This is a genomic window from Burkholderia lata, from assembly GCF_902499335.1.
In the GTDB taxonomy this organism is placed as follows: domain Bacteria; phylum Pseudomonadota; class Gammaproteobacteria; order Burkholderiales; family Burkholderiaceae; genus Burkholderia; species Burkholderia lata_B.
This window is the reverse complement of the sequence record NZ_CABVQK010000004.1, coordinates 474,224-488,802: the sequence shown is the minus strand read 5'-3', so window position 1 is coordinate 488,802 and position 14,579 is coordinate 474,224. Positions and strand designations below refer to the sequence as shown.

Below are 14,579 nucleotides of genomic sequence, written 5' to 3'. Positions count from 1 at the left end.
ATCAAGGAGATCGACCATGAAGCTGTTCGGAAAATTGTTGTGGACCGGCGCACTGTCGGCAATGGTGGCGCTGAGCGCGTCGGCGCTTGCCGATACGAAGCCCACGCTGAAGATTGGCTACGTCGAAGGCTGGGATGACAGCGTGGCGACGTCGAACGTCGCGGCGCGCGTGATCGAGAAGAAGCTCGGTTACCAGGTCCAGCTCGTGCCGGTCGCCGCCGGGATCATGTGGCAGGGCGTGGCGCGCGGCGATCTCGATGCGACGCTGTCCGCGTGGCTGCCGGTCACGCACGGCTCCTACTGGGGCGAATACAAGACGAAGGTCGTCGATCTCGGCGCGAACTTTCCCGACGCGAAGATCGGCCTGATCGTTCCCGACTACGTGAAGGCGAAGAGCATCGACGATCTGAATGCCGAGAAAAGCAATTTCAGCGGCCGGATCGTCGGCATCGACGCCGGCGCCGGCGTGATGCGCAAGACCGACGATGCGATCAAGAGCTACGGGCTGAACTACACGCTGATGCCGAGCTCGGGCAGCGCGATGACGGCCGAGCTGTCGCGGTCGGTCAATGCGAACAAGCCGGTCATCGTGACGGGCTGGGCGCCGCACTGGATGTTCGCGAAGTGGAAGCTGCGCTTCCTCGAGGATCCGAAGAAGGTGTTCGGCGGCGCGGAGCACGTCGACAGCGTCGTGAATCCGGGGCTCGAAACGAAGGCGAAGCCGGTGGTCGCGTTCCTGAAAAAATTCCAGTGGAAGCCGGGTGAAATCGACAGCGTGATGCTTGCGATCCAGAACGGCTCGAAGCCGGAAGCGGCTGCCGATGCATGGATCGCCGCGCACGCGGATCGCGTGAATGCGTGGACGGAAGGCGCGCAATAAACCGCGACGATACGACGCAATAAAACTACGACGAGACAGTCCGGGATTGATCGGAAGGATGCCGAAATAATCGCACTGCGATGCGGTCATATCCCGGAATTATTTTTTTGATTCTGCAAGAAAGCCCGTAAATTGTTACACTACGGCCCTTGTGCGGAGTCATCACAGGAGGAATTGGATGAGTCAGGCAGGACTGCGTGCGAACAGCACCAGTGATGTTGAGGCAACCATCTCACATGATTCGACGGGCCACACGCTGCATCGTGGCCTGACTTGGAAAGACGCTTTTTGGGTGACGAGCGGCGTGCCGGCAGGCGTGCTGTTCACGATCGGCGGCGTATGCGCGACGATCGGCCAGCCCGCGTGGGCGATCTGGATCGCCGCGATCACGATGGGGCTGATTCAAAGCGCGACTTATGCGGAAATATCGGGACTATTTCCCCATAAATCGGGCGGCGCGTCCGTGTACGGCGCGATCGGCTGGGTCCGTTACAGCAAGCTGATCGCCCCGGTTTCCGTGTGGTGCAACTGGCTCGCGTGGTCGCCGATGCTCGCGCTCGGCTGCGGCCTCGCGGCGAGCTATGCGCTCACGAGTCTCTTTCCCGCCGACGCGGCGGTGCTGCACTGGCAGCTCAAGGTTGCGGATCTCGGGTTCATCAAGCCGGGTCTGTCCCTGCGGATCAATGCGACGTTCATCATCGCGACGATCCTGCTTCTCATTACGTTCAAGCTTCAGCACAGCGGTGCATCGAAGGCTGCGCGCACGCAGCGCATTCTCGGTATCGCGTCGCTCACGCCGCTGTTGATCGTCGGCATCGTGCCGTTCATCACGGGCGACGTGCCGATGTCGAACCTGCTCCCGCTGCTGCCGCTCGGTCACGACGCGCACGGCAATCTCACGACCGCGACGTTCGGCTCGTGGAACGGGCAGGGCGTCACGATGGCGCTCGGCGCGATGTTCATGGCCGGCTGGGCGTCGTACGGCTTCGAGACTGCCGTCTGCTACACGCGCGAATTCCGCGATCCGCGTCGCGATACCGCCAAGGCGATCTTCTGGTCGGGTGCACTGTGTCTCGTCGTGATGACGCTCGTGCCGATGGCGTTCCAGGGCGCGCTCGGCACGCAGGCGATGCTCGATCCGTCGATCGGCGACGGCACCGGCGTCGCGGCCGCGATGGCGAAGATCGTCGGTGGCGGCGCATGGGTCGCGAATGCGGTCGTCGTGATGCTGATGTTGTCGATCCTGCTGATCGTGATGACGTCGATGATGGGCTCATCGCGCACGCTGTACCAGGCATCGGTCGACGGCTGGCTGCCGAAGTACCTGTCGCACGTGAACGAGCACGGCTCGCCCACGCGCGCGATGTGGACCGATCTCGGCTTCAACCTCGTGTTGCTGATGATGTCGGACTACATGACGGTGCTGTCGATCTCGAACGTCTGCTACATGCTGTTCGTATTCCTGAATCTTCAGTCGGGCTGGATCCACCGGATGGATCGCGGCAACTGGGATCGGCCGTTCCGCTGCCCGACCTGGCTGCTCGTCGCCGGCTCGATCTGCGGCTACGCGAACCTGGTGTATGTCGGGGCGGGCGCGAACCTGCAGGGCGAAGGCACGCTGCGCAACGGGCTGATCGCGATGCTGCTGATCGTGCCGGTGTTCCTGTTCCGCCACTACTGGCAGGATCGCGGCCGCTTCCCCGCGCAGATGCAGCGTGACATGGAACTCGAAGTGCCGAAGCGCGCGATGTGGCTGAGCCTGATGCCTTATGCGGCGCTGGTCGGCGCGGGGCTGACGATCTGGCTGTCGTATTACTTTGCCTGGGTGAAGTGACGCGCCAGGCCGTGTAACGGAGCGCAGCGTCCGGAAACCGCACACGGACGCTGTGATCGATGTCACGGCAGGCAATGAAGAAGCCCGACCGGCTGGCAAGCGGTCGGGCTTTCGTCATTCATGCCGGCGTGCGCGACGCATTCACGGTGCATGGCCGCTTGATTTTGGGAATGATCGGTTCTAATATCGGCATCCATGAGCCCGACCTCCGCATCTTCCGGCGCCCGCGACAGGGGGCGACCACGCGAATTCGACACCGACGAGGTGATCGACGCCGCTGCACGCGTGTTCTGGGAGCAGGGGTATCACGCGACGTCGATCGACGCGCTGTGCGAGGCGACCGGCGTCTTTCGCGGCAGCCTGTACCGCACGTTCGGCGACAAGCACGGGTTGCTGGTCGCCGCGTTCGACCGCTATGCGGAAGGCGCGATCGCACGGCTCAAGGAGCGGCTCGCGGCGGATCTGCCGCCGCGGCAGGCCCTCAGGGAGGCGCTGCTGTACTACACGGAAATCGGTGTGCGGCTGTCGGAGCGGCGCGGCTGCTTCATCACGAATTCGGCCGTCGAGCTTCTGCCCGGCGACGACGCACTGCGCCCGTACATCGAATCGACCTTGCTGCGTATCGGTACGCAATTTAGCCTGGCCATCGCGCGCGGCCAGCAGTCGGGCGATTTCGACCGGAATCTCGATCCGGAAGAGGTCGGCCGGTTCCTGCTGTGCCTGATCCAGGGGATGCGCGTGCTGGGCAAGTCGAGTGCGTCGGAGGCGGAGCTGGCATCGATCGTCGATATCGCGATGCGGGCGCTGACCTGATTTTTTTGGTTATTTTGAGAATGACCGGTTTCAAATATGGGGTATCCCGAATACCCGCATCGAGACCATGAAGGGCACGTCAGGACGGTAGGGAAGTTGTGATTCGACACTGCCGCTGCGCATAGCCGCACCGGCATCATTTTTCAATTAATTTGGGAATGATCAGTCATGAATGACGCAACACTCGCAATGCCCGCCGCGAACGCGTACGGGAAAGGCGTCGTGGCCTGTGTGACCGCGACGATCCTGATTGGCGTGATGTTTCCGGTGATGACCGATGCGTTGCGGTACATCGATCCCTTTACGTTCACGTCGTTGCGCTATCTGATCGCCGGCATCGGCTTCATCGCGTTGCTGCGGATCGTCGAAGGGCCCGGTGCGTTCCGTTCGGCCGGCGAGCCGCTGGGGCTTGCGTGGTTGCTCGGGTCGATCGGCTTCTGCGGGTTCGGATCGTTCGTGTTCCTGGGCCAGCAACTGGCCGGCGACGAAGGGGCGCTGACCGCGTCGATCATGATGGCCACGCAGCCGATGATGGGGCTCCTGCTCAACGCCCTGGTGAGACGCGTCGCGCCCGTGCCGGCGTCGGTGCTGTTCGTCGTGCTGTCCTTTACCGGCGTGGCCCTCGTGATCACGCGCGGCGACGTGATCGGCGCGCTGCACGAGCCGCAGCACTACGCGGCCAACGCGCTGATCATCGCCGGCGCGTTGTGCTGGGTCGTCTATACATTCGGCGCGGCGCGCTTTAGCCGCTGGTCGGCATTGAAATACACGACCTTCACGACCTGGCTCGGACTGACCACGATCGTCGCGCTCAACCTGGTGCTGATCGTCACGCACCGGATCGCGGCGCCGTCACTGGCCGCCGTGCACGCGGTGCTGCCGCACCTCGTGTACATGGGGCCGGTGGCCGGTTTCGGCGCGATCCTGCTCTGGATGACGGGCAACCGGAACCTGGGGCCGATGAACGGCATGCTGTTCATGGACATCGTGCCGATCACCGCGTTCATCGTGTCCGCGTTCACGGGCCTGGTGCCCAATCGCGCGCAGATCGCGGGCGCCACGCTGACGGGCACGGCGCTGATCCTGAACAACCTGTACCTGCGGCACCGGGCGCGGCGAACCGGCACGGCGGCTTCGCGCGTGCCGTCGGCTTCCGCGTGACGGACGGTCGAGCCGCCCGCGGCACGCTTACGAAAACACCACCGTCCGATCGCCGTTCAGGAACACGCGCCGCTCGATGAACGCCTTCACCGCGCGTGCGAGCGTGATGCATTCGACGTCGCGGCCCACCGCGAGCAGCTGCTCGGGGCGCAGCGCATGATCGACGCGCTCGACCACCTGCTCGATGATCGGGCCTTCGTCGAGATCGTCGGTGACGAAGTGCGCGGTCGCGCCGATCAGCTTCACGCCGCGCGCATGCGCCTGGTGATACGGCTTCGCGCCCTTGAAGCCGGGCAGGAACGAATGATGGATGTTGATCGCGCGGTTCGCGAGCTTCGCGCTGGTTTCCTGCGACAGCACCTGCATGTAGCGCGCGAGGATTACGAGCTCCGCACCGCTCGACTCGAAGAAGTCGAGCCACTGCGCTTCCTGCTGCGCCTTCGTATCGGCCGTGATCGGGAAGTGGCGGAACGGCAACCCGTGTTGCGCGGCGAGCGGCTCGAAGTCGCGATGGTTCGACACGATGCCGACGATGTCCATCTTCAGCTCGCCCATCCGCCAGCGGAACAGCAGGTCCGCGAGGCAGTGCTCGAGCTTCGACACCATGATCAGCACCTTCGGCCGTGCGTTCACGTCGTGGATGGCCCATTGCGTATTGCCGTCGTGGCCGCCGAGTTCGGCCGCGATCGGCCCGAACTCCTGGCGCAGCGCGTCGATCTGCAACGATTCATCCGTCGGATGAAACACGCAGCGCACGAAGAAGTGGTTGCTGAGATCGTCGTCGAACACGTTCAGCGCGTCGACGTAGCAGCGATGGCGCTCGAGAAAGCCGACGACGGCGGCGACCTGGCCGGCCGCGCTTGGGCACGACAGCGTCAAGACGAATTGATCGGGGCGTGAGTCGGCGGTCATGAGATTCCTCGGATGTCATGGGACGCGAACCCGCGCGGCGGCGCATCGGGCGCCAGGCTACGCGGGTAGCGGGAGGCTCAAGTAAATCAGGACGATTTTGGTACGGATAGAACCAACCCGCCGTGTGGCTGGTATCGGCGCGCCAGTGCTGCCGGGCGGGCCCGGCCCGTCGGGCGTCAGGCGGATCGCTGCTGACCGGCAGGGCGGCCGTTCAGGCCGGCGAGCACGCGTCGAGCAACCAGCGCCGGAACACGTGGGTCGCGTCCGGCTCGGGCCGCTGCGGCGGCCGCACGAGGAAGTAGCCGCGCGACGTGACGACCGGCGCGTCGACGAGCTTCACCAGCTGACCGGACGTAACGAGTTCGTCGACGAGCGGCGACCAGCCGAGCGCGACGCCTTCGCCGAGCAGCGCCGCATGGATCACGAGCGCGTAGCTGTTGAAGGTCACGCCGCGCGCGGCCGCCGCCGTATCGAGGCCGTGCGCGTCGAACCAGCCCGACCACGACAGCCAGCGCTCGGGGCGCGTCGGCTGCACATGCAGCAGCGGCAACGCGAGCAGGTGGTCGGCCCGTGCGACGTGCGGGTGCGCATCGCGGAACGCGGGCGAGCACACGGGCGTGACCGATTCCGGAAAGAGGCGCGCGGCCGTGCACGACGGCCAGTGGCCGTCGCCGAACAGGATCGCGATGTCGCCATGGTCACGCTGCGCGTCGTAATCCTGTGACGTGACGACGCGCACGTCGACATCAGGCATCACGCGCTTCAGCCCGGCCAGGCGCGGCATCAGCCAATAGGTGGCGAAGCCGAAGTCGGTGACGATCGTGAGCGCGCCGTGCTCGCGGCGCGCACGCAGGGTTGCGGTTGCGCCGCGCAGCGTGTCGAGGCTCAGCCGCACGGCTTCGTACAGGCACTGGCCGTCGGCCGTCAGCGTGACGCCGCGCGGGCTGCGCTCGAACAGCGGCACGCCCAGTTCGGCTTCGAGCTGAAACACCTGCTGGCTCACGGCCGGCTGGGTGGAGCCGAGCTCGCGCGCGGCGGCCGTGAAGCTCGCGAGCCGGGCGGCCGATTCGAACGCGCGCAGCGCCTGCATCGACGGTAACGGTTCGGATTTCGACATAAGTCCCTCTAATGGCCCCATAAGGGCTGGACGCCTACCCGCGCGAATTCGGGCGGGTGATAGTGCATCGGACGGTGCGACACGCGTGCTTCACGGCCTGCTTCAACGCCTGCTTCAAAGCCTGCTTCACGGCCACCGCGCAACGCATCCCGCGATTCTAGCCAGCGCGGCCCGCCCGCGCGGCACTTTCGTCGAGCCGCTTCCGTCATGCCGGACGTCCCGCTGCGCGAGCGGCGTGCCGTTCCATTCGAACACCGCTTTCCCCACGACAGCCGATGACGAACCCGACACCCAACATCCTGATCCTGATGGCCGACCAGCTCACGCCATTCGCGCTGCCGGCCTACGGCAATCGCGTCGCGCGCACGCCGACGCTGGACCGTCTCGCCGCGCAAGGCGTCGTATTCGATGCCGCGTATTGCGCGAGCCCGCTGTGCGCGCCGTCGCGTTTCTCGCTGCTGACGGGCAAGCTGCCGTCGGGGATCGGCGCCTACGATAACGCCGCCGAATTGCCGGCGCAAACGCTGACGTTCGCGCACTACCTGCGCGCGGGCGGCTACCGGACGATGCTGTCCGGCAAGATGCATTTCTGCGGGCCCGACCAGCTGCACGGCTTCGAGGAGCGGCTCACGACCGACATCTATCCGGCCGATTTCGGCTGGGTGCCCGACTGGGACAGCCCGGCCGAGCGGCCGAGCTGGTATCACAACATGAGTTCGGTGCTCGAAGCGGGCCCGTGCGTGCGCACGAACCAGCTCGATTTCGACGACGAAGTCACGTTCGCCGCGAAGCAGAAGCTGTACGACGTCGCGCGCGAGCGCGCCGCCGGGCACGATGCGCGGCCGTTCTGCATGGTCGTGTCGCTGACCCATCCGCACGATCCGTATGCGATCACGCGCGAATACTGGGATCTCTACAGCGACGAAGAGATCGACCTGCCGGCCGTGCGCCTCGACGCGGCGGACAGCGACCCGCATTCGCAGCGGCTGCGCTTCGTCTGCGAGAACGACCGTACGCCGCCCACCGACGCGCAGATCCGGGCCGCGCGCCGCGCGTACTACGGCGCGACGTCCTACGTCGATGCGCAGTTCGGCAGCGTGCTGGCCGCGCTCGAACAGTGCGGATTCGCCGACGACACGATCGTGATCGTCACGTCCGACCACGGCGACATGCTCGGCGAACGCGGGCTCTGGTACAAGATGACGTTCTTCGAAGGCGGCTGCCGCGTGCCGCTGATCGTCCATGCGCCGGGCCGCTTCGGCGCCGCGCGCGTGCGCGGGCCGGTATCGCACGTCGACCTGCTGCCGACGCTCGTCGACCTGGCCGGCGCCGCACCGGCCGGCGGCTGGCCTGACCCCGTCGATGGCGCGAGCCTCGTGCCGCACCTGCACGGCACGCCGGCACACGACGTTGCGCTCGGCGAATACCTGGCGGAAGGCGCGGTTGCACCGGTCGTGATGATTCGCCGCGGCGACTGGAAGTATGTGCATTGCCCGCTCGATCCCGATCAGCTCTACAACCTCTCGGACGACCCGCGCGAGCTGACGAACCTCGCCGGCACGCCGGAAGCCGCCGACGTACTCGCCGCATTCCGCGCGCAAGCCGCGCAACGCTGGAACCTGCCCGAGCTGGACCGGCAGGTGCGTGCGAGCCAGCGGCGCCGGCGCTTCCATTACGCGGCGACGACACAGGGCCGCATCCACGCGTGGGACTGGCAGCCGTTCACCGACGCGAGCCAGCGCTACATGCGCAACCACATCGAGCTCGACACGCTCGAGGCGATGGCGCGCTTTCCGCGCGTCGGGCGCTGAGCGTCCCGCATCGCGATCACTGACGAACGACGGAGGAAGCGGACGATGGAACGGCAATGCAATGCAGCAATCCGGATCGGCGCGGCACTCGCCGCGGCCGCGTGCGTGATGACGACGCAGGCCGCGTACGCGGCCGACCCGCAGACGTGCGGCGATGTGAAAATGGCGGCGCCCGGCTGGACCGACATCGATGCGACGAACGCGATGGCGGGCGTCGTGCTGAAGGCGCTCGGCTACCGGCAGGACGTGGCGAACCTGTCGGTGCCGATCACGTACCAGGGGCTCAAGAAGGGGCAGGTCGACGTGTTTCTCGGCAACTGGATGCCCGCGCAGGCACCGCTCGTGAAGCCATTCGTCGACGAGAAATCGATCGACGTGCTGCACGCGAACCTGAGCGGTGCGAAGTTCACGCTCGCGGTGCCCGACTACGTGGCGGCCGCCGGCGTGCATACGTTCGCCGATCTCGCGCGCTACGCGGATCGCTTCGGCGGCAAGATCTACGGGATCGAGCCCGGCGCGCCCGCGAACCAGAACATCAAGCGGCTGCTGTCCGACCATGCGCTCGGTGCGGCGAACTGGTCGCTCGTCGAATCGAGCGAGACGGGCATGCTCACGCAGGTCGAGCGCGCGGTACGCGACAAGCGCTGGATCGTGTTCTTGGCCTGGGAGCCGCATCTGATGAACACGAAATTCCACCTGACCTACCTGTCGGGCGGCGATGCGTATTTCGGCCCGAACTACGGCGGCGCGACGGTCAACACGGTCACGCGCGCCGGGTTCGCGGGCCAGTGCGCGAACCTCGCGCGGCTGTTCCGGCAGATGACGTTTTCCGTCGACGTCGAGAACCGGATGATCGCCGACATGCTCGACCACAAGACGTCGCCCGCGCTCGCGGCGCAGCATGCGCTGAAGGCCGACCCGGCGCTGGTCGCCGGCTGGCTGGACGGCGTGACGACGGCAGCGGGCGCACCGGGCCTGCCAGCGGTGCGCGCGGCCCTCGACGGGCGCTGATTTCCTCCCTCCGGGCGGCCGGTTTTACCGTGCCGCCTGTCTACGTGTTTTCCCGACCGGGTCGCATCGTGACCATTTGGTGTCGCCTTCAGACGGGTGACGCGAAATATGGGTTTGTATTTTTCGCCAATGGCTGCGTTATTGCGGAAAACGAAATTCCGAAGCCATCAGGCGTACCGAATTCGAATCCACCGGCGCATTGCGGCGCGCGCCGGAACGAGGTTCTTTCCATCGAACGGTTCAGGGAGGGTGGTCGATAATGAAGCATACGAAAGTTGCCGTAGCCGCCGCGCTTGCATGCGCGGCCTGTGTACCCGCCATCGGGCATGCGCAGAGCAGTGTGACGCTGTACGGGATTCTCGACGCGGGCATCACGTACGTGAACAACACGGGCGGTTCGCACGTGGTCAAGTTCGACGACGGCGTCGCGTACGGGAACCGTTTCGGCCTCAAGGGCACGGAAGATCTCGGCGGCGGCCTGAAGGCCGTGTTCACCCTCGAGAGCGGCTTCCGCCTCGGCACCGGGCAGCTCGGCTTCGGCGGCTCGGAGTTCGGCCGCCAGGCGTATGTCGGCCTGCAGAACGACTGGGGCACGCTGTCGTTCGGTAACCAGCTCGACATCACGAACGAGCTTGTATCGATCTACAACATCTCCGCGTGGGGCAGCGGCTACGCGATTCACCAGGGCGACTTCGACCGCTTCAACGGCGACCGCCTGCCGAATTCGGTGAAGTTCCTGTCGAACGACCTGAGCGGTTTCAAGTTCGGCGCGATGTACTCGTTCGGCAACGTCGCGGGCAACTTCCATCGCAACAGCGCATGGAGTGCGGGCGCGAGCTTCACGAAGGGCGACTTCTCGATCGGCGCCGCGTACACGCGCCTGAACAACCCGAACGGCATCTACGCGTTCGACCCGTACGCGATGATCGGCACGCACACGTTCCTCGGCCAGCAGACCGTCACCGTCGATCCGGCGACCGGCGCACGCACCGACCTGTTTGCGAACACGCCGATGGATGTCGACAGCCAGGGCACGTTCGGCATCGGCACGAGCTACACGATCGGCAAGCTGACGCTCGACGGCAACTTCTCGTACACGACGATCAAGGGCTTCGGCCAGTCGTCGCACATGCAGGTCTATGAAGGCGGCGGCTCGTACCAGTTCACGCCGGCGTTGAGCCTGATCGCCGGCTACCAGCACACGCGCTTCGAAGGCCATCACTGGAACCAGGGCACGGCGGGCCTGCATTACATGCTGTCGAAGCGCACGGACGTGTACATCTCCGGCGATTACCTGCGCGCGTCGCAAGGCGTGGATGCGGTGATCGGCTACAGCTTCACGCCGTCGACGACGCAGACGCAGGCCGACGTGCGGATCGGGATGCGGCATTCGTTCTAAGCGGGTGGTGTGGAGCAGCGACGTCTTCAGCGAGCGGTCTCTCTTTGGCGCGAACTACGGTTCGCGCTTTTTTTTGACGGGTGCAAGCGGGCATGAATTGCATCCGGCCGGTGCCGGCCGCCCGACGGGTATTGACCATTGCCGTCTATAGGCGCTAGCATCGTCCGCATGCTTGATCGCGCCATTTCCCCCTCCTCGCTGATCCGTGCATGTTGTCAGAACATGCCAGGGGGAAGTTGCGTCTAGCGAACTCGCTAAACATTCAAGCAATCGCCTTCCGGCCGCCTGTGATGCAAAACAGGCGGCCTTTTTGTTTTTGGGCCGACATTTTCGGGACGGAGAAACTCGATGCCGCTTGCGCTGTATGACACCTGGTCGCGTACCGTGCGCCCCTTCACGCCTATCCGGGCCGGGCAGGTCGGCATGTATTGCTGCGGCCCCACGGTCTACGACGATGCCCACATCGGCAACCTGAGAACCTACGTGTTCGAGGATCTCCTGCGTCGTGTACTGGAGCGCAACGGCTACACGGTCCGGCACGTCGTCAACATCACCGACGTCGGCCACCTGACTTCGGATGCGGACGAAGGCGAAGACAAGATGGAGAAGGGGAGCCGTCGGACCGGCGAGTCGGCGTGGGCCATCGCCCGGCGCTACACCGAAGCGTTCGTCCGGGACTGGCACGCGCTCAACCTGCTCGAGCCGACGGTCTGGTGCCGCGCCACCGATCACATCGCCGAACAGATCGCGTTCATCGATACGCTCGACCGGGCCGGCTACGTCTACCGGACGGACGACGGCCTCTACTTCGACACCAGTCGGCAGGACGACTACGGTTATCTCGCGCGGCTGGACCGCGCGGGGTTGCAGGCGGGCAAGCGGGTGGCGCTGGGCGGGAAGCGGAGCATCACGGATTTTGCGTTGTGGAAGTTCAGCCCGGCCGACGTCAGGCGGCAAATGGAATGGGACAGCCCGTGGGGGCGCGGTTTTCCGGGCTGGCATATCGAATGCTCGGCGATGTCGGCGAAGTATCTCGGGACGCTGTTCGATATCCATTGCGGCGGCGAGGATCATATCGCCGTGCATCACAGCAACGAGATCGCGCAGACGCGGGCGGCCCACGGCACGCAACTCGCGAATTACTGGATGCACGGGCACTTCCTGACGCTCGACGCCGATACGAAGATGTCGAAGTCGAGCGGCGATTTCGTCCGTCTGCAGACCTTGCAGAGCCGGAATGTCGATCCGCTCGCGTACCGTTACCTGTGCCTGACGGCCCACTATCGAAGCAAGCTGCATTTCACGTGGGCGTCGCTCGACGCGGCGCACACCGCGCTGAATCGGCTTCGGCACCTCTATGCCGGCTGGCCTGACGGCGGGCGCGTCGATGCGGATTTCGCCGCGCGATTCGACACCGAAGTGAACGAGGACCTGAATCTGCCCAGGGCGCTCGCGGTGCTGTGGGATCTGGTCAGGAGCAACCTGCCGCCCGCGACGCTGAAGGCGACCGTCGACAGCTTCGACGCCGTGCTTGGCCTCGGTTTGCGCGAGTGGCGGCCGGTTGCGTTCGACGTTCCGGAGCACGTCCGCGGGTTGCTCGGCGATCGTGAGCGCGCGAGGGCGGACAAGGACTGGGCGCAAGCTGACCGGATCCGGGAAGCGTTGAGCGCCGAGGGCTGGAGAGTCGAGGACACCCCCGAAGGCCAACGCCTGTTCGGCATCGCAGCAGGCTCGACCGATACGGGTATCCCGCCGCGGTGAAGCTCCCGGGGGCGCCTCGATCAGAAGATGAGGTGTCCGCACGATGACCCGGCGGCCGCGATCGGCGCGGCCGCCGGAATCGTCAGTTCCCACGCCCACTGCCCGTTTTCCGCGGTTGGCATATCATCGCGATTTCGTCGCGTCCGCACCGTTGTCGCGCGCACGCTCCGGCGTGCGCAGTCGTTTCCCGAACGGTACCGGCGCGCAGCGCCGCCCGCCGAGACCTCGATGACCGACCCCGTGCCCGACCCCAGTCCTTTATCCCCGTTACCCGCCAACCTGTTCCGCCACGTCCCGTTCCAGCGCTTCTGGGGCACGCGCGTGATGTCTTCCCTGGCTTTCCAGATCCTGTCGGTTGCCATCGGCTGGTACGTCTACGCGCTCACGCACAGCGCGTTCGCACTCGGTCTCGTCGGCCTCGCGCAGTTCGTGCCGATGTTCGCGCTGACGCTCGTCGTCGGGCAGGTGGCCGACCGCTACGATCGCCGCCGCATCGCGACGATCTGCCAGGGCGTCGAGGCGCTGGCTGCCGGCGTGTTCCTGCTCGGCGCCGCGCAAGGGTGGCTGGCCGCGCCGGCCGTGTATGCGCTCGCGGCGATCGTCGGCACGGCGCGTGCGTTCGAGTCGCCGTCGGTGTCGTCGCTGCTGCCGGCCGTCGTGCCGCGCACCGACCTGCCGCGCGCAACCGCGCTGTCGACGTCCGCGAACCAGGCCGCGCAGATCCTCGGGCCCGCGTTCGGCGGGCTGCTGTACGGTGTCGGCGCGCCCGCCGCGTTCGGCACGAGCGTCGTCGCATTCGCGATCGCGGCGATGCTGAGCGGTACGATTCCGCTGCGCAGCGCGCCGCCCGCCCGCGAGCCGGTCACGCTGCGCTCGGTGTTTTCGGGCATCGCGTTCATCAGGCGCGAGCCGGCGATTCTCGGTGCGCTGTCGCTCGACCTGTTCGCGGTGCTGTTCGGCGGCGCGACCGCGTTGTTGCCGATCTACGCGCGCGACATCCTGCAGGTCGGGCCGTGGGGGCTTGGTGCGCTGCGTGCGGCGCCCGCGGTCGGCGCGCTCGCGGGCACCCTGTGGCTCACGCGATTTCCGCTGAAAGGGCGGCCGGGTCGCGCGATGTTCGGCGGCGTGATCGCGTTCGGCATCGCGACGATCGTGTTCGGGCTGTCGCGGCACTTCGCGCTGTCGCTCGTGGCGCTGGCGGTGCTCGGTGCGTCGGACGTGGTCAGTGTCGTCGTGCGGCTGTCGCTCGTGCAGCTGCGTACACCCGATGACATGCTCGGGCGCGTGAGCGCGGTCAATGCGCTGTTCATCGGCACGTCGAACCAGCTCGGCGAATTCGAGTCGGGCGTGACGGCCGCGTGGTGGGGCGCGCCGACGGCGATCGTCGTTGGTGGTACCGCGACGATTCTGGTCGCGCTCACGTGGATGCGGTTGTTCCCGCAACTGCGGAACATGACTTCGCTGGACCGAGAGCGTTGAAGCGATACCGACGCCGTTTCACGTCTGAATATTTCAAATACCATTCCATATTCAATCTAATTGCTTTCGTTGTTTGGTGCGATAAATCATCTGATTAATAAAAATGGATCGTCCGAAGTTGGATCCGGCACGATTCAGGCACCTCGAAACCCGCGCGAATCGGCCTGTTCCGCAATACGGCCGCGAAGAAGTGCCTGATCCGTCAATGGCTTACCGGTCAACGGATCGCGGGCGTTTATCATCAGAAGAATGCCGACATTAAATTACGAAGCCCATTCAATAAATTACAAATAGGCTTCTGTAATTTTTAGAAACGATAATCATTGGTATGGCAAAGTTTCGGAAATTGAAACAAATGGAAATACATGAAATGATATCGATTCTCATTTTCATGGTCGGTC

General features: G+C 65.4%; 12 protein-coding genes. 9 read left to right on the top strand and 3 right to left on the bottom strand.

Translation table 11 applies throughout. The annotated features are described in order from the left end of the window. Window positions 1–16: 16 nt before the first annotated feature. Window positions 17–880 carry a glycine betaine ABC transporter substrate-binding protein gene (locus tag BCO18175_RS12770; RefSeq protein WP_174981160.1) on the top strand — a complete coding sequence of 288 codons (864 nt, stop codon included), beginning with the start codon at window positions 17–19 and terminating at the stop codon, window positions 878–880. Window positions 881–1,058: 178 nt separating this feature from the next. Continuing rightward, window positions 1,059–2,714, top strand: coding sequence for an APC family permease (locus BCO18175_RS12765; protein WP_174916015.1), 1,656 nt, complete (start codon window positions 1,059–1,061; stop codon window positions 2,712–2,714). Window positions 2,715–2,776: 62 nt separating this feature from the next. Here the strand turns inward: BCO18175_RS12765 and BCO18175_RS40865 are convergent, their stop codons facing one another. Beyond that, on the bottom strand, window positions 2,777–2,911 hold the full coding sequence (locus BCO18175_RS40865) for a hypothetical protein (protein ID WP_302480648.1): 135 nt from the start codon (window positions 2,909–2,911) through the stop codon (window positions 2,777–2,779). Here BCO18175_RS40865 and BCO18175_RS12760 point away from each other — a divergent pair. Together BCO18175_RS12760 and BCO18175_RS12755 are read left to right on the top strand one after the other, a co-directional pair. Further along, on the top strand, window positions 2,910–3,527 hold the full coding sequence (locus BCO18175_RS12760; protein ID WP_174981157.1) for a TetR/AcrR family transcriptional regulator: 618 nt from the start codon (window positions 2,910–2,912) through the stop codon (window positions 3,525–3,527). The genes BCO18175_RS40865 and BCO18175_RS12760 overlap by 2 nt on opposite strands. 168 nt (window positions 3,528–3,695) lie before the next feature. Further along, a complete protein-coding gene (locus tag BCO18175_RS12755) occupies window positions 3,696–4,688 on the top strand; it encodes a DMT family transporter (protein ID WP_174981154.1) in 993 nt (330 codons plus the stop codon). A gap of 27 nt (window positions 4,689–4,715) precedes the next feature. Here the strand turns inward: BCO18175_RS12755 and purU are convergent, their stop codons facing one another. Both purU and BCO18175_RS12745 read right to left on the bottom strand, forming a co-directional pair. Next, window positions 4,716–5,600 (bottom strand): formyltetrahydrofolate deformylase, encoded by an 885-nt coding sequence (gene purU / locus BCO18175_RS12750; protein ID WP_174981151.1) that lies wholly within the window; start codon window positions 5,598–5,600, stop codon window positions 4,716–4,718. A 211-nt stretch (window positions 5,601–5,811) separates the two neighbouring features. Beyond that, the gene (locus tag BCO18175_RS12745; RefSeq protein ID WP_174981148.1) at window positions 5,812–6,717 is read right to left on the bottom strand and encodes a choline sulfate utilization transcriptional regulator; all 906 of its coding nucleotides are present in this window, start codon (window positions 6,715–6,717) and stop codon (window positions 5,812–5,814) included. A 275-nt stretch (window positions 6,718–6,992) separates the two neighbouring features. Between BCO18175_RS12745 and betC the strand changes: the two genes are divergently transcribed. The 5 genes from betC to BCO18175_RS12720 all read left to right on the top strand — a co-directional run bounded on the left by betC (window position 6,993) and on the right by BCO18175_RS12720 (window position 14,178). Next, window positions 6,993–8,528 (top strand): choline-sulfatase, encoded by a 1,536-nt coding sequence (gene betC / locus BCO18175_RS12740; protein WP_174916012.1) that lies wholly within the window; start codon window positions 6,993–6,995, stop codon window positions 8,526–8,528. A gap of 45 nt (window positions 8,529–8,573) precedes the next feature. Beyond that, window positions 8,574–9,539 (top strand): choline ABC transporter substrate-binding protein, encoded by a 966-nt coding sequence (gene choX, locus BCO18175_RS12735; protein ID WP_174970212.1) that lies wholly within the window; start codon window positions 8,574–8,576, stop codon window positions 9,537–9,539. 259 nt (window positions 9,540–9,798) lie between these two features. Continuing rightward, window positions 9,799–10,938, top strand: a complete 1,140-nt coding sequence (locus BCO18175_RS12730) for a porin (protein ID WP_174916010.1) — start codon at window positions 9,799–9,801, stop codon at window positions 10,936–10,938. A gap of 348 nt (window positions 10,939–11,286) precedes the next feature. Beyond that, window positions 11,287–12,699 carry a cysteine--tRNA ligase gene (gene cysS / locus BCO18175_RS12725; protein ID WP_174981145.1) on the top strand — a complete coding sequence of 471 codons (1,413 nt, stop codon included), beginning with the start codon at window positions 11,287–11,289 and terminating at the stop codon, window positions 12,697–12,699. 228 nt (window positions 12,700–12,927) lie between these two features. Next, entirely contained in the window at window positions 12,928–14,178 is a 1,251-nt protein-coding gene (locus BCO18175_RS12720; RefSeq protein ID WP_174916008.1) for an MFS transporter, read from the top strand. Window positions 14,179–14,579 lie beyond the last annotated feature (401 nt).